Annotated in this window: 18 protein-coding genes; 15 read left to right on the forward strand and 3 right to left on the reverse strand. The window is 42.3% G+C overall.

Annotation, left to right across the window (positions count from 1 at the left end; genetic code table 11):
* The first annotated feature begins 82 nt into the window (after positions 1–82).
* From Cabys_RS19770 to Cabys_RS07455, 15 genes are all read left to right on the forward strand, one after another.
* Positions 83–268, forward strand: coding sequence for a hypothetical protein (locus tag Cabys_RS19770; protein WP_150109291.1), 186 nt, complete (start codon positions 83–85; stop codon positions 266–268).
* A 90-nt stretch (positions 269–358) separates the two neighbouring features.
* Positions 359–1,576 carry a mannose-6-phosphate isomerase, class I gene (gene manA / locus Cabys_RS07385; protein WP_006929644.1) on the forward strand — a complete coding sequence of 406 codons (1,218 nt, stop codon included), beginning with the start codon at positions 359–361 and terminating at the stop codon, positions 1,574–1,576.
* A gap of 76 nt (positions 1,577–1,652) precedes the next feature.
* Positions 1,653–4,679 carry an alpha-mannosidase gene (locus Cabys_RS07390; protein ID WP_169833699.1) on the forward strand — a complete coding sequence of 1,009 codons (3,027 nt, stop codon included), beginning with the start codon at positions 1,653–1,655 and terminating at the stop codon, positions 4,677–4,679.
* A 17-nt stretch (positions 4,680–4,696) separates the two neighbouring features.
* Positions 4,697–5,770: an aldose epimerase family protein gene (locus Cabys_RS07395; protein ID WP_006929646.1), complete on the forward strand. Its 1,074-nt coding sequence runs from the start codon at positions 4,697–4,699 to the stop codon at positions 5,768–5,770.
* An 18-nt stretch (positions 5,771–5,788) separates the two neighbouring features.
* Complete coding sequence (locus Cabys_RS07400; RefSeq protein WP_044281251.1) at positions 5,789–7,210, forward strand: glycoside hydrolase family 125 protein; 1,422 nt, start codon at positions 5,789–5,791, stop codon at positions 7,208–7,210.
* A gap of 322 nt (positions 7,211–7,532) precedes the next feature.
* Complete coding sequence (locus tag Cabys_RS07405; protein WP_006929648.1) at positions 7,533–8,315, forward strand: response regulator; 783 nt, start codon at positions 7,533–7,535, stop codon at positions 8,313–8,315.
* Positions 8,316–8,384: 69 nt separating this feature from the next.
* Positions 8,385–9,266: a tetratricopeptide repeat protein gene (locus tag Cabys_RS07410; RefSeq protein WP_006929649.1), complete on the forward strand. Its 882-nt coding sequence runs from the start codon at positions 8,385–8,387 to the stop codon at positions 9,264–9,266.
* A gap of 36 nt (positions 9,267–9,302) precedes the next feature.
* The gene (gene rpsU, locus Cabys_RS07415) at positions 9,303–9,500 is read left to right on the forward strand and encodes a 30S ribosomal protein S21 (RefSeq protein WP_006929650.1); all 198 of its coding nucleotides are present in this window, start codon (positions 9,303–9,305) and stop codon (positions 9,498–9,500) included.
* 6 nt (positions 9,501–9,506) lie between these two features.
* On the forward strand, positions 9,507–9,962 hold the full coding sequence (locus Cabys_RS07420) for a GatB/YqeY domain-containing protein (protein WP_006929651.1): 456 nt from the start codon (positions 9,507–9,509) through the stop codon (positions 9,960–9,962).
* Positions 9,962–10,534, forward strand: coding sequence for a CvpA family protein (locus Cabys_RS07425; protein ID WP_006929652.1), 573 nt, complete (start codon positions 9,962–9,964; stop codon positions 10,532–10,534). Before Cabys_RS07420 ends, Cabys_RS07425 begins: the two co-directional genes overlap by 1 nt.
* Positions 10,535–10,541: 7 nt before the next feature.
* Positions 10,542–12,893, forward strand: coding sequence for an endonuclease MutS2 (locus Cabys_RS07430; RefSeq protein WP_006929653.1), 2,352 nt, complete (start codon positions 10,542–10,544; stop codon positions 12,891–12,893).
* A 1,036-nt stretch (positions 12,894–13,929) separates the two neighbouring features.
* Complete coding sequence (locus Cabys_RS07440) at positions 13,930–15,246, forward strand: hypothetical protein (RefSeq protein WP_006929654.1); 1,317 nt, start codon at positions 13,930–13,932, stop codon at positions 15,244–15,246.
* Between the two features lie 76 nt (positions 15,247–15,322).
* On the forward strand, positions 15,323–15,889 hold the full coding sequence (locus tag Cabys_RS07445; RefSeq protein WP_044281253.1) for an NYN domain-containing protein: 567 nt from the start codon (positions 15,323–15,325) through the stop codon (positions 15,887–15,889).
* A gap of 163 nt (positions 15,890–16,052) precedes the next feature.
* The gene (locus Cabys_RS07450; protein WP_006929656.1) at positions 16,053–17,003 is read left to right on the forward strand and encodes a COG2958 family protein; all 951 of its coding nucleotides are present in this window, start codon (positions 16,053–16,055) and stop codon (positions 17,001–17,003) included.
* Between the two features lie 76 nt (positions 17,004–17,079).
* The gene (locus Cabys_RS07455; protein ID WP_006929657.1) at positions 17,080–17,274 is read left to right on the forward strand and encodes a hypothetical protein; all 195 of its coding nucleotides are present in this window, start codon (positions 17,080–17,082) and stop codon (positions 17,272–17,274) included.
* A 10-nt stretch (positions 17,275–17,284) separates the two neighbouring features.
* Here the strand turns inward: Cabys_RS07455 and Cabys_RS07460 are convergent, their stop codons facing one another.
* From Cabys_RS07460 to Cabys_RS07475, 3 genes are all read right to left on the reverse strand, one after another.
* Positions 17,285–19,753, reverse strand: a complete 2,469-nt coding sequence (locus tag Cabys_RS07460; protein WP_006929658.1) for a VIT domain-containing protein — start codon at positions 19,751–19,753, stop codon at positions 17,285–17,287.
* Complete coding sequence (locus Cabys_RS07465; RefSeq protein ID WP_006929659.1) at positions 19,750–20,199, reverse strand: MerR family transcriptional regulator; 450 nt, start codon at positions 20,197–20,199, stop codon at positions 19,750–19,752. Before Cabys_RS07465 ends, Cabys_RS07460 begins: the two co-directional genes overlap by 4 nt.
* A gap of 900 nt (positions 20,200–21,099) precedes the next feature.
* Complete coding sequence (locus Cabys_RS07475; protein ID WP_006929661.1) at positions 21,100–21,306, reverse strand: phage integrase N-terminal SAM-like domain-containing protein; 207 nt, start codon at positions 21,304–21,306, stop codon at positions 21,100–21,102.
* Between the last annotated feature and the right edge of the window lie 83 nt (positions 21,307–21,389).

A 21,389-nucleotide genomic window follows, 5' to 3' on the forward strand; every position in this document is an offset into this window, starting at 1 on the left:
TGATTAAAAGAGAGTCTGTCTTGCCCTCACCCCTTCGATCTCCCTCTCCCGGAATAAAAGTCTGGGAGAGAGAGATCGAGCGTTGGGAGTTATTTCCAATGGTGTAGGCGATTCCTGCGCTGGCCAGCTTCGTGCAAAGGCGAAAAAAGTAATGACAGGTCGGCGACCATTCAACCATTTTACCATTCAACCAATCAACAATTCATCCATTACAGCAGCAAAATTTTTGCATGCTAAAGTATTGGCTTTATTGAAAAAAGTTATTTAACATAATAATTTGCTAAAAATGCAGGAATATCTTAATATTCGGCCAACTTGTTAAGCGTTTTAATTAAAAGACAAGGAAGGCTAAAACGGCATGAAATTAAAATTTGTAGCCCGACCTTATGAATTGATTAATAAAATTCAAAACTATTCGTGGGGTACGCGCAATGAACAGGCGTTTATTCCCCGTTTATTGAATATGGCGGTTGAGCCCGATACGCCTTACGCCGAACTGTGGATGGGCACGCATCCCAATGCGCCTTCAGAAGTGGTGGTTGACGGGCGTCGGATCCTTTTAAGCGAGTTCATAAAGCAGTTTCCGCAGCAAATTTTGGGTACCAGGGTGATCGAGCGTTTTGGCGTTCAATTACCGTTTCTTTTTAAGGTGTTGTCTGCCGCAGAAGCGCTTTCCATTCAGGCCCATCCCAATAAGCAACAGGCCGAAGTCCTCCATCAAAGAGACCCGGAACACTACCCGGACGACAACCACAAACCGGAAATTGCCATTGCCCTGGATGAGTTGACCGCGCTGGTGGGTTTTCGCTCGCTAAAAGAAATGGACGCCGTATTGCGTACCTTTCCGGAAATTTTAGAATTTACCGGCCCGTTAGAGTTCACTTTCGAGGGTGCGCGTCATGAGGAACAAGAGAATCGACAAAAGTTCAGGCAATTTTATCAGACGTTGATGCTAAAATCGCAAACGCATGCAACGGAGATGGAGGCCACGTTGAATAAAATCGAGCAAAAATTACTACAAAAGAAAAAGCGCACCGAAAGGGATGAATGGTTCCTAAAGCTGAAAAAAAAATACGGGGCCGATGTGGGCCTGTTTTCCATTTACCTGCTGAATTTGCTGCATCTGAAAAAAGGGCAGGGCGTATTTTTGAAAGCCGGAGTGCCGCACGCCTACTTAAAAGGCAACATCGTCGAATGCATGGCTAACTCCGACAATGTAGTGCGCGCCGGATTAACGCCAAAGTTTAAGGACGTAAAAACGTTGATCGAAGTTTTAACGTATGAAACGGGGCCGGTGGAAATTTACGAAGGCGCTCAGAACGCAAAATATGTTTATAAAACGCCGGTGGATGAGTTTTCCATCACGCATGTGAATTTAGATGAGAAATCAAAGCTAAGGTTTTTCCTGGAAACGGTGAGCATCATGATGGTTGTAAACGGCAAGGGAGAGATTGTTTTTAATGGAGGTCGTTTAGCAATTCAGAAAGGACAATCGATTTTGCTCCCTGCAGAAATCGCTTCATTTGAACTGGTAAGCGACGGTTCTCTGGAAATATTTAGCGCTTATGTACCTTAAAAAAAGTATTGAGGTCAATATGCATCCCAAAGAGGTTACGATTTATTTAAACCGGATTCAGAATTTTCTGCAAAGAATGGAAACCCATTTTTATCCTGAGAACGTGCCGTTACAACTGGAATATGCTCTTGTTGACCGGCAAAAATTATTGTCCATTGAACAGGTAAAAAAGTTACCTTTTTCATCTATTCGCATTGGTGAAAAGTGGGGCGAAGCCTGGCAGGTGGCCTGGTTTCATGTGAAGGGCAAAATCCCCGCTGGCTGGGCCGGTAAAGAGGTGGTTGCCAGGATCAATCTGGGCGGCGAAGGATTAATCTTTACGGACAGTGGGGAGCCGCTTCAATCGCTGTCCAGTTATTCGGTAATGGATCCGGAGGCCATCCGAGACGTTGTTCATCTCTCTACTGCAGGAAGCGAAGTGGAATTCTGGATCGAAGTCTCTTCAACGGAGATATTGGGCATCCATCGCTTGCAGGACCCGACAGAGAAAAACGGCAAACGACACGGCTATTACGAATCTCACGTCCGCTACGCCTATTTATCGACATTTAACCGCAGCCTGTGGCATCTGGCGCTGGATCTGGATATTTTGTTCGGTTTGCTGAAAAAATTGCCGCAAAACTCGGTGCGATTTATCCGGATTTTAAAGGTCGTTAACCGGGCTCTGGCGGAATTTGCCGATGATATTGGCCGCGCTGAAAAAGCGCGAGCGGTTCTGCGTGATGCGTTGAAAAGTCCGGCCTGCCCCACGGAGCTCACGGCCTTTGCCATTGGCCATGCCCATATCGATACGGCCTGGCTGTGGCCGATCGACGAAACGATCCGTAAATGCGGCCGAACGTTTTCTAACCAGCTAATGCTTTTAAAAAAGTATCCGCAGTACGTGTTTGGCGCTTCGCAGGCCCAGCATTACCTTTTTGTTAAAGAACACTATCCCGCCATTTACCAGGCCATAAAACGCCTGGTAAAAGAAGGGCGCTGGGAGGTGCAGGGGGCAATGTGGGTGGAAGCCGATTGCAATTTACCTTCGGGCGAGTCGCTTACACGCCAGATTTTGTACGGCAAAAACTTTTTTATGGATGAGTTCGGCGTTGATGTAAAGAATGTATGGCTGCCGGACGGATTTGGCTTTTCGCCTTCTCTGCCGCAAATTTTAAAACGCAGCGGCGTGGAATATTTTTTAACGCAAAAACTCTCCTGGAATCAGGTCAACGATTTTCCCTATTCGTTGTTTATCTGGCGCGGCATCGAAGGCAGCGAAGTACTGGCGCATTTTCCGCCCGAGGATATTTACAGAAGTCCGCTCACGCCGGAGTACCTGATCAAAGGCCGCGAAAATTTTATGGAAAAAGACATTGCCGATGAATTTCTCTCTCTGTTTGGCATTGGCGACGGCGGAGGCGGCCCGAAAGAGGAGCACATCGAAAACGGCCTGCGCTTGCAGAACCTGGAAGGCGCGCCGAAAGTGAAATTTGCCAGCGCCTCGGCGTTTTTTGAGACGGTAAAAAAATACCGTGACGAGCTGCCCGTGTGGACAGGCGATCTTTACCTGGAAGCCCACCGCGGCACCTTTACCTCCCAGGCCCGCGTAAAAAAAGCAAACCGTCAACTGGAGTTTAAGCTGCGTCTGGCAGAGATGCTGGCCTGCTGCCTGCCTTTGCAGGCCTATCCCGCAGATTTTTTTGAAGAAAACTGGAAGCGCCTGCTTTTGAATCAGTTTCACGACATTATTCCGGGTTCAAGCATTAATGAAGTCTATCAAACAGTTTTTAAAGAATACGAGCAGATGTTTCGCTCGCTGGATGAGATGATCAAACGCACCGCTCGCCAGTTGTTCACGGAAAATACGAACAGCCTGCTTGTCTTTAACAGTTTACCTTTTACGTGCGATGAGGTCATCATTTTGCCGGATGGCTGGAGCGGCGCAGTGGATGACGATCATCAGCCCCTGCAAGTTCAGCAGCTCAACGGTAAAACGCTGGCTATGGTTGAATTGCCGGCGCTCGGGTATTTAAATATCCACCGTCAAGACGCAGACAGCAAGCCGGGACCTTCCATGAAAAATAAAGACGATCTGCTGCTGGAAAATGCGCGTATCCGCTACCGTTTTGATCCAACGGGAAAACTGGTTGAAGCCTATGACAAAGAGGCACAGCATTCCATTTTCCTGCCTGGCATGCGCGGCAATCTGCTGCAATTATTTGAAGATCGCCCTAATAAGTGGGACGCCTGGGATATCGATTCCTTTTATGAAGAGCAGTTGCTGGAAATAGCCGACGCTCATACCTTCCAGCGCCTGGAAGCGGGGCCCTTGCGCAATGCCATCCGCTTTACCTATCGCATTGGCGCCTCTACCATTGAACAAACGGTTTATTTAAGAGCGCACAGTAAACGTCTGGATTTTGAAACGGCCGTGCAGTGGCACGAAAGCCACCGGATGTTGCGCGTGGCATTCCAGGTGAATATCCAGGCAACCCAGGCGGCCTTTGACGTGCAATACGGATATTTTTTCCGACCGACGCATCGTAATTCTGCCTGGGAACGCGCCCGTTTTGAAGTGGCGGCGCACAAATACGCCGATCTTTCTCAGCCCGATTACGGCGTGGCTCTGTTGAATGACAGCAAGTATGGTTACAAAGTGCAGGACAACGAGTTAAATTTGAATTTGCTGCGAGCGCCCACCTATCCGGATCCGGACTGCGACCGGGGAGAACACTCTTTTGTTTACAGTTTACTGCCGCACATCGGCGATCTGGTTCATTCCGATGTAATGCAAGAGGCTTTACAATTAAATCAACCGCCGGTTCTTTTCAATGGGCTGAAAAACGAGAAGGACGCTGTTTTGCCCTTCCGTTTAAGCGGGCAATTCGTCCATCTGGAAGCGGTTAAAAAAGCGGAAAAAGAGAATGCTCTTATTTTAAGACTGGTTGAGGCGCGCGGCATGAAGAGTCACACCTATTTAAATTTTTCTAATATACCCGCAAAAATTATAGAAACGGATTTGTTAGAATGGCAAAACCTGAAACGTTATCCGACTAATCAGATTATTCGCCTGGAATTCGAGCCATTTGAAATTAAAACTTTGAAAATCTTTTTTGAGTGAGAAAGGGAAAATCGTAAATGGAATTGATTAGCGCGAAAAGCTTTCGTAAAAAGCTCCAGGGAGTGGACGTTGATCTGATAACTTTAAAGAATGACGGCGGCATGCAAATGCAGGTTACCAACTATGGCGCGCGTGTGGTCAGCCTGCTGGCGCCGGATGAACACGGAAATTTAAGCGATGTGGTTGCTGGATATGATGATCTGGACGCCTATGTGCAGGACCCCTATTATTTTGGGGCGATAATCGGTCGATGCGCCAACAGAATAGCGGATGGAAAATTTTCTTTGTTCGGGAAGAGTTACCAGTTAACCCTTAACGTGGGAAAAGATCATGTATATGGAGGGATTTTTGGCCTGCACGCAAAAGTGTGGATTATGGAACAGCTTTCGGAGAGGGAAGTGTTGTTGAGCGTCGGTTCGCCTAACGGAGAAGAAGGCTATCCTGGATCGGTGCATTTTGAAGCGCGCTATCTTTTGCGTGAGGACAACAGCGTTTATATTTCTCTTACGGCGCGTTCGGATCAACCAACGATTGTGAACATGACGCACCATTCTTACTTTAACCTGTCCGGCTTTACGTCATCAAGCGATACTTCTCAAAATATTCTGGATCACCGCCTTAAAGTGGAAGCCGATTATTTTACGCCGATAAACGAGCGTTTGCTTCCCACCGGAGAAATTCGACCGGTGGCGGGCAGCGCACTGGATTTTCGTGATTTTTATGCCATTGGCCAAAGAATCGATGAAAAGGAAGAGCAAATACAATTCGCCGGAGGGTATGATCATAATTTTGTCTTGCGTGATTTCAATAACAGAATTATCAAGGCGGCCACGGTGATTGAGCCTACCTCCGGTCGAAAGTTGGAAGTTTTTACCAATGTTCCGGGGCTGCAACTGTACACCGCAAACAAAGTTTTGGAAACAAGCGGTAAACATGGTGTTCGCTTTGGTCGTTACAGCGCGTTTTGTCTGGAAACGCAGCACTTTCCGGATGCGCCTAATCATCCCCATTTCCCGATGATTGTTTTGATGCCCGAACATATATATCGGCATGAGATTATTTATCGTTTTAGTTTGCTCCAGGACAAGTAAACAGAAGAGAAGACGCCCATGGAAAGGCGCCAATTTTTAAAAGCAGGGAGTATTTTTATGGCTGGCGCTGTGGTCGGTTTGCCCGATTGGCTTGAGGCCCGTTCCTTTAAATCGCAGCGGCCTGTGCCCGCAAAACGAAAATTTAGCAGTCAGGCGGTAGAGCAGACCATTCAGCAGGTGAAAGCCGATATTGTCGATCAAGAAGTGGCCTGGATGTTTGAAAATTGTTTTCCCAACACACTGGACACCACAGTCGCATTTAGCGAGCGCGAAGGGCGCCCCGAAACCTTTGTCATAACCGGAGATATCCCCGCCATGTGGCTGCGCGACTCTTCGGCTCAGGTGTGGCCCTATCTTAAACTGGCAAAAGAGGACGAAAGCTTAAAGGCGTTGATTGCCGGAGTGATTAACAAACAGGTAAACTTCATTCTGCTGGATCCTTACGCCAATGCCTTTTATAACGAGCCGAAGCTGGGAGAATGGGCCAAAGATTTAACAGAGATGAAGCCCGGCGTGCATGAACGCAAGTGGGAAATCGATTCTTTGTGTTACCCCATACGCCTGAGTTACGGTTATTGGCAGGTTACAGGCGACGTTTCTGTATTTGACGATAATTGGAAAAAGGCTGCCCTGAGTATTTACCGTACGTTCCGTGAGCAGCAGCGTTTGGAAAGTCCGGGGCCTTACACTTTTATGCGGGTTACCGAGCGGGCCACCGACACCGTTCCCCTGCAAGGGTATGGCTTTCCCACGCGCAAAATCGGCCTCATTCATTCTATGTTCCGTCCTTCGGATGACGCCTGCATCTTTCCCTTTCTGGTGCCTTCTAACTGGTTTGCAGCGCAGAGTTTGCGTCAGATGGCCGAAATCTTTAACGCCGTGTGGAACGACACAGAATGGGCGGCGCGTTTTTCGGATTTTGCCGACGAAATCGAGGCGCTTTTGCAAAAACATGCGGTGGTAGAACATGCGGTACATGGCCCTGTTTTTGCCTATGAAATTGACGGCTTTGGCAACCACCTGTTTATGGATGACGCCAACGTGCCCGGTTTGCTGTCTCTGCCTTACCTGGGGGCGGTTGACCGGAAGGACGAAATTTACCAGAACACGCGTCGGTTAATTTTGAGCGCGGACAATCCCTATTTTTTCAAAGGCCGGGCGGGCGAGGGCATAGGCGGGCCGCACGTGGCGCTGGATTACATCTGGCCGATGAGTGTTATTATGCGCGCCTTAACCAGCGATGATGAAAAAGAAATTCTCACCTGCTTGAGGACGCTGAAAAAAACGCATGCCGGCACGGGATTTATGCACGAATCGTTTCACAAAGATAATCCGCAAAAATACACGCGTTCCTGGTTCGCCTGGGCCAACACTCTGTTTGGGGAGCTGATATTGACCATTCGGGAAAAACATCCCGATTTATTAAAGCGGGAGATTTAAAGATTGAAAAACGTAGCACACGCTTTTATCGCCTGAGTGTATTTTCGTCCCGGGCAAATCAAAGGCAAGGGGCATTCCCCTGGCCCATGACGTGTTGTTCACGAAATGATCAGGGGAATTCTGAACGCGCTGGCCTCCGGCCGGAATGAGGCCTTTAAAAGAGCCTGATGATCGGACGCTTTCATCAGTAAAAGATTTCCTACTTTTGATTTTAATTATGGCTTTTCAGGTTTAATTTTTTTATATTCTTAGACCTTATTCATGCTTATAGAACAAATGGTCGCGTTTTTAGTAAAAAAACTGAAACAAGTTCGGAGTATTTATGGAATCTGGTAGAATCACAGAAGCGGGAAGTAAGCATATTTTAATTATTGAGGACGATCCCAATTACGCCTTTCTGGAAAAAGAACATATTCAGGAAGAATTACCTTTGCCTGTTGTTATCAAGTCAAAGGGCAGCGATGTTGAAAAAGACGATATTGAAAAGGCGTTAATAGTCATCCTTGATTTCAATTTGCCGGATATGTCTGGCGCCGAGCTGGTAAAAAAAATAAGAGAGCACTCCGATGTTCCGGTCATCCTGTTCACCGGTCAAAGCGAGCTGGAAATTGCTGTGGAAACCTTAAAGAGCGGGGCGAGCGATTTTCTGGTTAAATCGCCGCAAACGCTTGTTTTACTGCCCCAGGTTATTAAACGGGCGATAAAAGAATACGAAACGTTAAAAATTGCCCGGGAAGAAGAAAAGTTAAAAGAAAGACAAAAGGCGCAAATCGAAACGCTTCGCCAGATATTAACCACTCTGGCGCATTACATCAATAATTCGACCACAACCATCTTCGGCTATGCGCAATTGTGCAAACAGAATCCGCACAATCCCAATACCATTGAAAAGCTGATAGACGTTAGCATTAAAGAGACGCGAAGAATTACCTTTGTTCTTCAGGAACTGGAAAATCTTGTTAACAAATTCAAGTTGCAAACCACAACCTATTTAAATGTGCCGGATGCCATGTTTGATATCGAACGTAATATTGACGACAAAATGAAAGAATTTTTAAAGAAGTACAGTAAAAAAACGGTCACTTTAAAAGAAAGCAAAAAATGAAACTTGATAGGAATCCAAATAAGTATTATATTAGTAATTTAAATTTAATTCACAAAGGAGGTGCTCCAGGTGAGACGGATTAATCTTTTAGTCCATATTTTAATGATTGTTCTGGTTGCCAGCACGGCGCTGTTTTCGCAAAAAAAGGCGAGAAAACCCGAAGCCGGTCAGGCTTACAACACCGGTCTTGATCTGGCTAAAAAGCAGAAATACGACGAAGCTATTCTTAAGTTTCAGACGGCAGTGGCTAATGACGATAGCTTTCCTGAGGCACATTACATGATGGGATATTGTTACAAAAAATTGAAAAAATATGATAAAGCCAAGGAGCAGTTCAGGAAAGCCGTTGAATTAAATAAACAATTCGAAACCGCATACATCGCTCTGGGCAACTTACTGGCGGATGAAGGGAATAGCGATCAGGCGCTGGCCACCTTTCAGGCGGTTCTGGCGTTTAATGAAAAATCGGCCAAGGCCCATTACGGGATCGGTAAAATTTATTACGAACAAAAAAACTATTCCAAGGCCGTTGAGCATCTTAAAAAAGCGGTGGAGTTTAAACCTAATTACTATCTTGCTTACAATATTTTAGGTTTGTCTCTGGAAAAATTGGGCAAATACGATGAAGCCGTTGCCGCATTTCAGAAGGCGATCGATACGGCCAAAAAAGCCAGTTTAAAAGGTTCTTATTATTTTAGAATGGGCAAAACACTGGTGGAAGCCAAACGTTTTAAAGAGGCGGAAAAAGCGTTGCTGCAGGCGCTTAAGTTAACCAGAAACGCTATGATAAAAGCCGGCGCCAATTACTATCTGGGCGAGGTTTACAAAAATCGCGGACAAAAACAAAAAGCGTTGCAGTATTATGAAAAAGCGGCCAAGCATCGCGTGTGGAAACAACCCGCCGAATATGAAATTGATATGATTAAAAATCCGGATAAATACGCTTATTAAAAGTAAAACCAAAAAGAAAGGAGCGCGTTAACGCTTATGATTACAGTCAAGGTAAGAGACGGAGAACCATTTGAAAAAGCTTTTAAAAGATTTACCAAGGCCTGCGAAAAGTCGGGGCTGATGGCAGATATTAAAAGACACCAGCATTACGAAAAGCCCAGTGAACAGCGGAAGCGTAAGTTGAGTCAGGCCCGCCGTAAGATGCGTAAATTAATGGCAGAAATGAATCGTTAAAATACCATGAATCTTGAAAATAAAATTCTGCAAGATTTAAAGGAAGCGATGAAGAGCGGAGACCGCTTTAAAGTTGAAACCTTACGCGGTCTCATCGCTCAAATCAAAGATGAAAAGATTAAGTTGCGTCCAAAAGAGATTGAAGAAAAGGACGTGTTAACTGTTTTAAATCGCGCGGTTAAGCGCCGTAAGGAAGCGATTGAGCTTTACAAACAGGGCGATCGACCGGAATTGGCGGAGAAAGAACAAAAGGAGCTGGAAATCATCCAGCAGTATTTACCTGAACAGCTTTCCAGAGATGAGATTTTAAAGTTTATTGAACAGGCCATCGCCGAAGTTCAGGCCGCTTCCATCAAAGATATGGGGAAGGTCATGGGCGCTGTGATGAAAAAGGTTCAGGGAAAGGCCGACGGTAAAGAAGTGCAACAACTGGTACGCGAACGTTTAATGCAAATGTCGTAATGAACAGCCTTGACGTATTCCTGATCATTTTTATTGCTTATTTTACCATTCGCGGTATCTTTCGCGGATTGATTAAAGAACTGATTATCATACTCGCCATATTACTTGGTTATTATCTGGCCATGTCTTTATACCAGCCTTTGAGCAAATGGCTGATGCAAGCGGCCTCGCTGCCTGAAACCGGCGCGCAAATTTTAGCTTTTGTACTGATCTTTATTGTGGTGAATGTGGTTTTACGCATGGTGGGCAGTATTCTGGAAAAACTCATTAAGCTGGTTTTTTTGCAACCGCTCAATCGACTGGGCGGCGCGCTGTTCGGTTTATTGAAAAGCCTGTTTTTTTTAAGCGTCATTGTCTTTATTTTAAGACTGCTGCCTTTTGCCGCCAATTTTTTACAAAAGATTGGCGCCGGAGAAAGTTTGATCTGGCCTTATGTTCTCTATTTTTCTACTTATGTTTTTCAAATGCTTGCCGCCCTGATACCGCAAATGGCTAACCCCGATCAATTGTTAAAATTCCGCAATATCTCGTTGCCGGATACCTCTGTATTCCAGTTACTCAAAAAATATTAAGCGCGCTATGTTCGGATTTGAAAAAGCAAAAGAAGCCCTTGAATTTGACCGCATTTTAGATTGGATCGCCGGGCGCTGTGTTACAGAAAACGGCAAGGCGCGTTTGAAAGCTTTACAGCCGATTGACAGGGCATCCGCGCTTAAGCAGGCCCTGGCCGAGGTACAGGACATGCGCGACGTTCTGCAGGTGGAAGGCGGATTTCCCATCTGGAATTTTGTTGACGTGCGCCTGCTGTTGAATAAGATTGAACCCGTGGAAAGTTTTCTGGAAGTTAAGGAGTTTCTGGAGCTGCAAAATCTGCTGGAACTCAATCGCGAAATTATCGCTTTCCGCCAGAAGATGGAAGAAAAATATCCGTTTTTGCAGGGGATATTAGCACAACTCAAAGCAACGGATCGCCTGCTGCAGCAAATTCAATTTACCATTGATCCTTCCGGGAAAATTTTTGACAATGCCAGCCCGGAATTGAAGGCCATCCGCAAAGAGATTCAGCATATTGATAATGAGATTCATATTCGACTGGAACGCCTGTTAAAAAAATACAGAGAATTTTTACAGGAAGAATACGTTACTCTGCGCGACGGACGATTTGTTCTGCCGGTGCGCGAATTTTCGGTTAACAAGGTGCCGGGAATTGTGCACGGTCAATCCGGCACGGGGCAAACCTATTTTATTGAGCCCATGTCCATTGTCGATTTAAATAATCAACTGCAAAAGCTGCATGCGGCCGAGAAAAAAGAAGAAATTAAAATCCTGAAACACCTTAGTCGCCAGGTAAAAGAATTTCAGACCGAACTGTTAATCAACTACAATATCCTGGTTGAATTGGATGTGTTGCAGGCCAAAGCCAAATACGCTAACGAGTTTCGTTGCAGCGCTCCGGAGATTAACGAAGAATTTTTTCTGGAACTGAAAAGCGCTTATCATCCCATTCTGCTCAAGCTTCATCCGCAGCAGGTGGTGCCGTTAAATGTGCACATTGGGCGAGATTTTAATGTGCTGGTAATTTCCGGCCCCAACGCCGGCGGTAAAACCGTAGCCTTAAAAACCGTGGGTCTTATTCAGCTTATGTTTCAGTGCGCCTTTCATGTGCCGGTTGCCGATGGCTCGCGACTGCCTATGGCCAGCCAGCTGTTTACCGTGATTGGCGACGATCAGTCTATAGAAAATGATTTAAGCACCTTTAGTTCGCACATCAAATCCATCAAGTTTATTCTGGATCATGTGCAGGAAAACAGCCTGGCGTTAATCGATGAAATTGGCAGCGGTACAGAACCGAGCGTTGGCGCGGCGCTGGCCATTGCCGTTCTGGAACGCCTGAATCGTAAAGGCATTATCTCTCTGGCCACCACCCATCAAAATCAATTAAAGATATTCGCCACCGAGACCGAGGGCGTTGAAAATGCGGCCATGCTGTTTGATATGGAAAAGCTGACGCCGTTATTTACCATGGAAATCGGCATCCCCGGCAGCAGTTACACGTTTGAAATTTGTCGGCGGCTGGGATTGGACGAGCGGATCATTAACCGCGCGCTGGAAATAACCGGCAAGGAAACTTTTAAACTGGATCGGCTTTTAAGCGATTTATCTCAAAAATCGCAGAAGTATTTGCAGTTATCGCAGGATCTGAGCATCAAACAATCGGAACTGGACAGCCTGCTGGAGCTTTACCGCATTCGATCGGAAACGCTGAAAAAGCAGATGAAAAAAGCGGAAAAAGAGGCCAGACAGCAGGCGTCGCAATTATTGGCCGATGTGAACAAGAAAATCGAACGAGCGATTAAGGAAATTAAGGAATCGCAGGGCGATCGCCAGGTTATCAAAAAGGCGCGGCAAACTATCGAAACCTTGCGCGCCGGGCTTAAAGAAGAAGAGCGGGAACCTGCAGGCGCTTCGATTGACATTCATGCGCTTAAAGTTGGCCAAAAAGTCAAGTCTAAAAAGTTTAATTTTGACGGCCTTATTTCGAAAATTTTTAAATCCAAAAAGGCGGTTGAAATTGAGCGCGATGGAATTAAGATAACGGTTTCTGTTGATGATATTGAGCTGAAAGGTGAACGTTCGGCGCAAAAAGAAGCGGCGGAAAAGGGGGGCGTCGTCAGTCCGGCAGTCAATATTTCTAATGAGCTGGATTTGCGCGGAATGACCGTTGACGAAGCCCTTTCCGAGCTGGAAGCTTTTCTGGACAAGGCGCAGTTGAGCAACTGGCAGGAGGTGCGTATTGTGCATGGCAAGGGAACGGGGGCTTTGCGTCAGGCTGTGCATCAATTTTTGGCCCGTTCGCCGTACGTTAAGGAGTACCGATTAGGCAAGTGGGGCGAAGGTGACACGGGCGTGACGGTGGTGAAGGTTAAGTGAGAGCGATTGAAACTATTTTTAATTTAAAACATTCTTTACGTCTTTTGTGACTTCTCTGGGCCCTCTGTTGTTTCTTAAATTTCTGCGGGATTGTTTTTGTTTGCTGCTATGATGTAATAGGATTAAAAATTAAAAATTACGAATTACGAATTACGAATAGTAGAGTGCCGGTTTGCTAAGCTTGCGTCATACATGTTAAATAATTTTCTGCGATGATTGGCGAAGTTGCGAGAAAATTACTTTGCGCGCGTTGCGGTTGGTTTTGGTTGCGGCTGTGTGGCCTTAGAAAGTTGGGTATCACTACTCAGTTTAAGAAAATTATAAGCGGCCTTCACCTAATGGATGTAAAAAGAGTTTTATTTATCGGGAATATGAGCCACCTTTTTAAGATAGATTTTAAAATTTTCCATCTTATATTGCTTCCAGATAACATTAATAATTGCTATATTTTAAAGAAAAATAAGAAAAAATCCAACAATTTTTTTGATATTTAAAATTAGTTTTATTATACTTTAGAAAAGGATTGATTTAAATAAACAATTACATAGAATAAAGATAATTGATAATGTTAGGTGCGACATGAAGTCGCATAAATGTTTGTGTTACTTGTAGTTACGCTACTCGATAACACCTGGTATATCCCTACCAGTACCTTAGGAAGGCATGCTACCGTTCGGCAGGTTCACAGCTTGCCGTTGAAATGGCAACGGGGTGTGAAGCCCTTCTGGTAATATACCGAATCGGGTTGAGTTCGCGAGAATGAAACCCTTCTCCGAATCCCACGGAGTCAAAGGGCTAAGGTCTGAATAATATGATGAGTTCTTTCTTATTGAAACTGGTTCATCGTAAAGTTCCAAGGCTTTTGGTGCGTATCGCAAAGGCAATTAAGGTCATTGTCGGCTATCTCCATAAGGGATGCCTTTGAAATGCTTGAGCCGTATTATGGAAAACTATCACGTACGGTTCTTAGGGGGTAATAGGGCCGCAAGGCCCATGCCTACCCAATGAGAAATAAAACAAATTAGGTGGAAATGAAATGAAGATAAGAAATACAAAAAAACGAACCATAATTATTTTCTTCGTGATGGTTGTTCTGACCCCTTTAGTTTGGTTTGTAGGATTGAAAACGCTGAAGGCATCTGTAGCTTATAGATTAAGACATGGCACGCCAGTTGAATTAGGGCAAGTTAAGTCTCGAAATGGTGTGACAGTCACTTTTATTGGAATGTGGGGAGATGTATTTAATCCCAAAAAGTACCTGGAGACTATTCAATACGATCTTGTGCCTATTACTAGTGGCCTTGAAATGTTACCTATGGTAAACATTCTATGTGGTCAAGCCTTGCGTGGTTCTTTTTACGATCTGCCCACATACAAAACTATGGTTACACAGTTAATATTCAGACTTAACCAAAATAGACTTGATTTGGAGAAAATATGGGGAATGCATTTAGAAAGTGGAGAGATTTTGGAGAAACCTAAAGAATGGAAGCAACCGCATGCATTACAACCATATATCTGGAGAGTGCCCGAAGAAAGCAAGTTTTTTCAAAAAAGGGAGATACGTGCTTTTGCTGCTCTACCTGTAATAGCAAATGCATTTCATTTTAGCGACTATATCGTTAGGCGCACACCTAAGGAACATAAAGAAATTGTTGCTTTGAACTTGAGATTAGCCTTGATAGGATTGTTAGAAGAATTGTTTAAAAATCAATGGGGTGACATTCATTCTATAGGATGCCCGGCATTTTCAGCAGATCCTAGTTACTCATGGAAACGGTACGCTTCAAAGCAGGTTAAATATGCTTTCCCCTTTCGCGAGAGTTTTTTCACTATAAGAGATGTTTTCATAGATAATAAAGTCCCCCCTTCGATCACTAGAGTGTATCTTGTATCTTGGGATAAATATGAAACAGCCAAAAAAGGGTCTTACTATTATTGTCCTAGATGTGGAGACGAGACTATAGACGGCCTTGCGACTGTTTATGCTGAAATGAGAATATTTTACAACCCTTTAGGTGATAATAATATGCCTTCTAAATTTTCCTACTGGGCGATTAGTTATTTGGTTATCTTTGCTTTAGGGGTTTTGATGTTATATCGTTATCCTTCGCGTAGTGGTCCTAAAAACGTTCAGAGCCAACTAGAATATTTGGAAAGGGTCGTGGCATTAATAGGTAGCATAATTTTAGTGTTTTTTATGCCATTTGTTGACAACGCGTTGCATAGCTCCGACGAAGCTTTTCTTGTATGGAACATCGGTATAGCTTCATTACTCTATCTATTTTCACTTTTGTTTGCTGGACGGTTGTCGTTTAATATAAAGAGTAGAAGTACCTATAAGCAAAAATGAAAATAATGCCTGGTTTTTTATGTATCTTACGCCATGAATGTAAATCATAGCTTTACGTTCATAATTGAATTATAATATGCAAAGTATTGTTCCAAAATTAATGGTATTTGTTGATGGTTCTAATCTTTTAATTGAGCTTTCTAAATTTTTAAATATAAATTTCCGAGCGGATAAGCCTCCTTTAAATGCAATTAAACTATCAAGCATTTTAGTTGATAGTTTCAATAAATATAATCAATGGAATTTCATTAGAAAATATTGGTTTAGCTCCTATCAAGGTGATGATAAATATTTTTACAATCTTAAAAAGAAATTACGTGAAAATGATTTTGAACCAATTTTATTCAAGCGTAAAAATAAAAGAGAAAAAGGTGTAGATATTGCTCTTACCAAAGAAATGTTAATTAATGCGTTTAATCAAAATTTTGATATCGGTTTAATGATAGCAGGTGATGAATATTATACTGAACTTGTCTTTGAATTAAAAAGATATGGTCCAAAAATCTACGGATCTTTTTTTGAAAAATATGGATTATCTGATAATCTAAAATTATCATTTGATAAATTTTATCCTTTAGATGATAGAGTTGATAAAGTCGTCTGGCAAAAATATATTTATGAAATTAAAGAAGAATTAAAATAAATTCTCATATGGCCTAACAAAACGCTAAACACGGAATTTGCCACGCGGGATGCGCCATCGCCCAGTGAGAACGTCTTAGCCAAGTGAAAGTTTGTTGGCGCGTGGCAAATCCGGTTAGCTCAATCGTTAACTGCCTAAACATTATAAAAATAATGGTGCGTTTATGAAATACTCACTATTTGATTTTGCCAAGGAAGTGCTTACTAATTCTGATAAACCTCTAACTTATCAAGAAATATGGGAAAAAGGCGTTGAATTAGGTTTAGATAAGAAGTTAAATGTTACTGGAAAAACACCATGGCAATCTTTAGGAGCAAGATTATTTGTTGATGTAAGAGATAATAAAAATTCAGACTTTATTAAACTTGGAAAGAATCCAGCACGTTTTTTCTTGAAAAGTAAAAAGGATTTTCTTCCAAAAGATGTTATTGAAAAAATAGAAATAACTGAGAGTAAGCCTACAAAAGAAGTAGACCATTTTACTGAAAGAGATTTACATCCTTTATTAACTTATTTTGTTTATGCTAATCCTTCATTCAATCGTGGAAGAAGTGTACTAACTAAAACGATTTATCATGAGAAATCGAAAAAGAATGGTTATAATGAATGGCTTCATCCAGATTTAGTAGGTTTTTATATTCCGCTTGAAGAATGGGATAACAATTTAATAGAATTTAATCGCCTATCTGAAAATAATGTAATAAAACTATACTCATTTGAAATAAAGAAAACCATAAACAAAGGGAATTATCGGCAATCTTTTTTTCAAGCGGTATCAAATTCATCTTGGGCAAATGAAGGTTATCTTGTTGCAGCGTATATAAAAAGAGATGATGATTTATTATCAGAATTAGCGAGATTATCAACATCATTTGGGATTGGAATAATACATTTGGATTTGCAAGATATAGATTCATCAAGCGTTATTTTCCCTGCAAAGCATAAAGAAAAGTTAGATTGGGACACAATGAATAAATTAGTTGAGCAAAACAAAGATTTTGCTAAATTTATTCAGGATGTAAAAATTGATTTTGAATCTAAACGTATTCATAAATCTGAATACGATAAAATTATTGAAGATCCAGAAAAATATATAAAGAAAATATTGAAATAGAACTGTCGCGGCAGTTAACAAAACGCTCTACCTGCACGCTATTCCGCTTGCGCTTCATATCGGCAGGTGATCCTGGATGTTAAGCATCGAATTGCGTAGCGACCAGCAAAGAACTTTTGTAGGATTTGTCAGGAACGACGCAGTCGCTTTGTGTATTCTTAACAAATCCGAAGAAATTTTTATCGTCAAAACGCAATTCGATGCGGAATTTTACACCTTAGTTTTTGGGCAAAAAGCCCATTTTTCGCTGAAACAGGACGCTATTTATTAATCTTTTCTAACTATTTAATGCTCTTATTATTAAACATATTAACCTTTCTGATAAACTCCTCCCAGCTTTTCTCAGAATCATGGCTCAGTTTCACCTTTGTAAGTTCATCTAAGTAACCGTTTAACCTATCATCATAATGGGCCATAATGTTATTGAACTTTTCTTTTAATTTTTTCTTCAAATGAATATTCAAGGAATGAAGTCGTTCCACAACAAATTTTAAAATTGCTTTATCCGTCATGGAAAGTTCATTTTGACGATTTAAAATAAACATCAATGCGCGGAAGAAATTACTCCGGTAAGCCAGCGCCTCTTTCTGGTTTCTAGTAAATTCATTAACCAGGGCCAGTAACGTCAACAAAGTTGCTCTGACTGGAGATTCGTTTTTTAAGCCATCAGGAATAAGCGCTCCGTCATCGATACGCTGTATGAGTAGTAATTTATGATATAGTTTGTCTGATATTTTATTATCCGAAAAGAATCTGTCCTTGCTACCCCTCTTATGAAATAGTTTGTCAAATATTTCATGATGCAAAACGAATGGCTCACCATTACTATGCTTAGGCTTTCTTTTTGTTCTGACCTCACTGCTTACTCTTTTGTATCTGCTGTACCATGAGGACGGTATTCCATCCATCGTAGGTGAAGCAATAGCATGAGCGGTCCAGGTATCTGGTAAAGCCGAAGGAACAACCTGAATATCAGGCATGCCTTCAATTTTTTCCTCACGTTCGGCAATAGCAAACCAGGCCGTTAAATCAGTTTGTAATTGATGCTTTATTGCTAATTTAATAATCTTTTCTTTAATCCGTTTTTCATTCCTGGGATTATTCATAACCTCAAAATTGTTAATCTTACGCAATTCTTTTTTTATCAAGAATTGAGCATAAAATTTGTTTAAAGCTTTTGACATTTCTTCATCGCAATTTAAAATCGTCGGCGTTATTTTATGTTCCTGTCCATCCCTCAATTGGATAGATACAGTCACTGGCTCGTCCATCTTACCATCCATTGAAACAAGAACCGGTTTCAAATCGGAGGAATGAAGTAGACTGCTTTTGTCTGGAAACACTATTGCTGTTTTCTCGTTAACCATTACATTTTTGATTAATGGAAACTCAATACGTTCAAATTGCAGATTAATTTTCTGTTCCATGGGCTCGCCGGGATAAATGTATTCGACCAAGCCCGGCGTCTTTTCTATAATCGCCTCAAATAGTTCCTGGTTGACGGCCGTGTCAATGCCAAACAACAGTACCTTCAAATTCTCCGGCGCCTGATCAAACAAATCTGCGATTTCCGCTTCATCGCCCACTTCTCCATCGGTTAACAGGATTAACACCACACGACGTTCCGGATTAAAATTCATTGAGAAAAACTTCTGCAAAGCTGGTAACAATTCGGTGCCACCATTGGCGTTTATCTTTTTTAGCCACCATTCGGCCTCTGTGATATTTTTATTTGAGACTTGTTGCCAGTCGTTTTTCCAGAATATGAAATTGTGATCAAATGCGGCCAGAGCGAACCGGTCTTCGGGCATGAACTTTCTAAAACAAAGGCGCACGGCTTTTTTTACGACCTCTAATTTGGTAGAAGCCATTGAACCGGATCGATCGATTAAAAAGAAGTAATCGGTCGGCAGATGTTCTGCTTCTTCCACTTCGGGGACGTTGAGCCAGCTCAGAAATATATTTTTGGAATCAAACTTCGTTTTCCAGAGTAAATTCGTTGGCAATTCTGCTAATTTTAAATTCAAAACAAAATCACGATCCGGTGCAACATTACCCAGGGATGTTATTTTAAAGCCTTCAGCCGAAGGAAAAAAACGAAGCTGATGGCTCGGGCTTTCCACCGACTCAACCTTTAGATTCTGTGAAACATCAATTTGAAAATCTACCAAATAGGGTACGCCATCAAAAGACACAGGCGGTGTAATCCAGTCGGCATCGGGCACACGATCGGTTGGTTCTGCCCAGCCAAATCCACTGCGCTCTCCAATTGGATGTCCGGGGATATAGCGTGGGCCGACAACCGTTGGCAAAGTAAGTCTGATGGTTTTACCCTCAATGGAAAGAAGTTGCAGTAATTTGATTTGAATAATCAGATCATCTTTAGGAGCCAGATTACCGATATTCAATGTAAAAATATTTGACCGATGCTGCTGAATGTAGGTGGCCGAGTCGCCTTCAATAACGGCATCGTCATATCTCTTTTGCGCTTCATCTAACGGTAGAATTTGGGAATGGATTGATTTGCCGTTCAAAAAAATATGAAATTCGTCAATCAGCATGTTGCTATTTATTGGAAAAGTGTAAACTACCTCTAAAGGCAAAATAGACATGTTAGTAAAATGTTGTTGCAGACTGAACCTCCCGATCGGACCATCTATTTTCCCACGATAGGTCAGGGCTTTTAAGGCCAGAGAGTCTTTAAAAATACCCTCAACCTCAACACGTATTGATGAATCAACGTCCATCATTTTAATTCTCCTTTTATTTTATGAATAAGTTCTTTTACCTGATTTTCAAGATTTTCTAAGGTTTCCTGTGAAGGCGGCCATTTTATCTGTAATTCGGCTTCTGTTCCAATGCGGAGCCTGCGCCAGAGCGTATTGGAGTCATCCATGCTTTGAAAGGCATGTACCTCAGGTTCTCTTACTAATTTTTGGCGAAAAGCTTGTGGCGACGTTACCTGGACCTCATCTTCAAGGGAGAAATCGGGCCGGGACAAAAGTTCCCTGATTTCTTTTAAAGAATAGCGCATAGCCTGCAACTTCTTTATTTGGTGCAAGCGTTTTAAATGCTCTTCACTGTATTCAAAGCTCTTGCCCTTTCCTTTTGGCGGGGGCAAAAGCTCCATTTGCGTGTAAAAGTAAATGGTCCGTCGATTAAAGCCCGATTTTTCAATGAGTTCATGAATGGTCATGATAAACACCTTGCGTGTCAGTGTAACTGTTACAATGAAATATAAGGCATTATTTTTAGGTTGTCAAGAGAATATGGAAAATTCCCTGAATGTCCCCCAAATTTTTTAAGATTACAATATTTTTTCTAAAATCATTTTTACAACTCACCCCCTAATTTCATACTTACTAACACGTTAGGTATGCTCTTATCCCCCTCTCTTTGCAAAAAGACTCACAGAGCAAGGCGGGGGAATGGGGTGAGTTTTTCATAAATTCAGCTAATGTATTCCGTTAAATATCAATCGATTATAAGGTCTTTGTTTGAAATTTTGGGGGACATTCAGAATATGGAAAATTCCATGTTTACTTTGGGCAATCCTTTTTTCTTTGGCTTTATTGATATATTTCCTGACCGTCTTTCGATCAGAAAACACAAAGCTCTGGCAATTTCACCTTTTGTTTGAACTGAATGCCATCTTCTTATAATTTCATAGATGAGTCCACTCTAAGGCAGCAAAGCCGCAACCAAAAACAACCACAACGCGCGCAAAGTAGTTTTCTCGCAGATTACGCTAATCATCGCAGAAAAAGAATAAACAAATTATTTTAAGACCAAAGTTAAGCAAAACAGCACAATTGCTCCCCTTTTCATTTTTAAAGAGAAGGGGACGGTGACATGCTTACGCTACGACAAGGCCGTGGTGCTACCAGGGAGTCCCTTGCGGGAGACTTATCCCCACGCGCATCCCTTGACGACTTTGCTTTTTATGCATTTAGACGGCGATTTAAAAGAAATCTTTCTACTTTGAGCTAAAAATAAGCAATACATTAAAACAATGATTGTTTTTTTAATTTAAAGCTTCTAAATGGTTTTTAAACATCCTTCGAAATTTTCTATTTTGATACCGCATTAAATTTTATTAACTTTTTTCAGGCTTAGAATGACCGCTGTTTGAGTTTCGGTTGAAGAGAAAATAATTTTTAATTTCCTGTTCATTGATTAATTCTGGCGCCTTATCGAAATGGGCTGCTAATTGTTTTAAAGCGTAAGTGTAAGAACGGATGGCGCTTTCGGAGAAATTCCTAAGTTGCATATCCTGTACAAAACGATCGAATAAACGGGTCATGACATACCTCCAGAGTTAAATGTATGTTTTTGACAATTGTACTTTAACTTAAGGTGTGTCATGGCCTGATAAATATTGCCCCG

It is taken from the genome of Caldithrix abyssi DSM 13497, from assembly GCF_001886815.1.
Lineage (GTDB): Bacteria > Calditrichota > Calditrichia > Calditrichales > Calditrichaceae > Caldithrix > Caldithrix abyssi.

Bases quoted from the DNA above. Each gene is read 5' to 3' on its own strand.
- manA (WP_006929644.1), top strand. From the start codon at position 359: ATGAAATTAAAATTTGTAGCCCGACCTTATGAATTGATTAATAAAATT.
- Cabys_RS07390 (WP_169833699.1), top strand. From the start codon at position 1,653: ATGGAAACCCATTTTTATCCTGAGAACGTGCCGTTACAACTGGAATAT.
- Cabys_RS07395 (WP_006929646.1), top strand. From the start codon at position 4,697: ATGGAATTGATTAGCGCGAAAAGCTTTCGTAAAAAGCTCCAGGGAGTG.
- Cabys_RS07400 (WP_044281251.1), top strand. From the start codon at position 5,789: ATGGAAAGGCGCCAATTTTTAAAAGCAGGGAGTATTTTTATGGCTGGC.
- Cabys_RS07405 (WP_006929648.1), top strand. From the start codon at position 7,533: ATGGAATCTGGTAGAATCACAGAAGCGGGAAGTAAGCATATTTTAATT.
- rpsU (WP_006929650.1), top strand. From the start codon at position 9,303: ATGATTACAGTCAAGGTAAGAGACGGAGAACCATTTGAAAAAGCTTTT.
- Cabys_RS07420 (WP_006929651.1), top strand. From the start codon at position 9,507: ATGAATCTTGAAAATAAAATTCTGCAAGATTTAAAGGAAGCGATGAAG.
- Cabys_RS07425 (WP_006929652.1), top strand. From the start codon at position 9,962: ATGAACAGCCTTGACGTATTCCTGATCATTTTTATTGCTTATTTTACC.
- Cabys_RS07430 (WP_006929653.1), top strand. From the start codon at position 10,542: ATGTTCGGATTTGAAAAAGCAAAAGAAGCCCTTGAATTTGACCGCATT.
- Cabys_RS07440 (WP_006929654.1), top strand. From the start codon at position 13,930: ATGAAGATAAGAAATACAAAAAAACGAACCATAATTATTTTCTTCGTG.
- Cabys_RS07445 (WP_044281253.1), top strand. From the start codon at position 15,323: ATGCAAAGTATTGTTCCAAAATTAATGGTATTTGTTGATGGTTCTAAT.
- Cabys_RS07450 (WP_006929656.1), top strand. From the start codon at position 16,053: ATGAAATACTCACTATTTGATTTTGCCAAGGAAGTGCTTACTAATTCT.
- Cabys_RS07455 (WP_006929657.1), top strand. From the start codon at position 17,080: ATGTTAAGCATCGAATTGCGTAGCGACCAGCAAAGAACTTTTGTAGGA.
- Cabys_RS07460 (WP_006929658.1), bottom strand. From the start codon at position 19,753: ATGATGGACGTTGATTCATCAATACGTGTTGAGGTTGAGGGTATTTTT.
- Cabys_RS07465 (WP_006929659.1), bottom strand. From the start codon at position 20,199: ATGACCATTCATGAACTCATTGAAAAATCGGGCTTTAATCGACGGACC.
- Cabys_RS07475 (WP_006929661.1), bottom strand. From the start codon at position 21,306: ATGACCCGTTTATTCGATCGTTTTGTACAGGATATGCAACTTAGGAAT.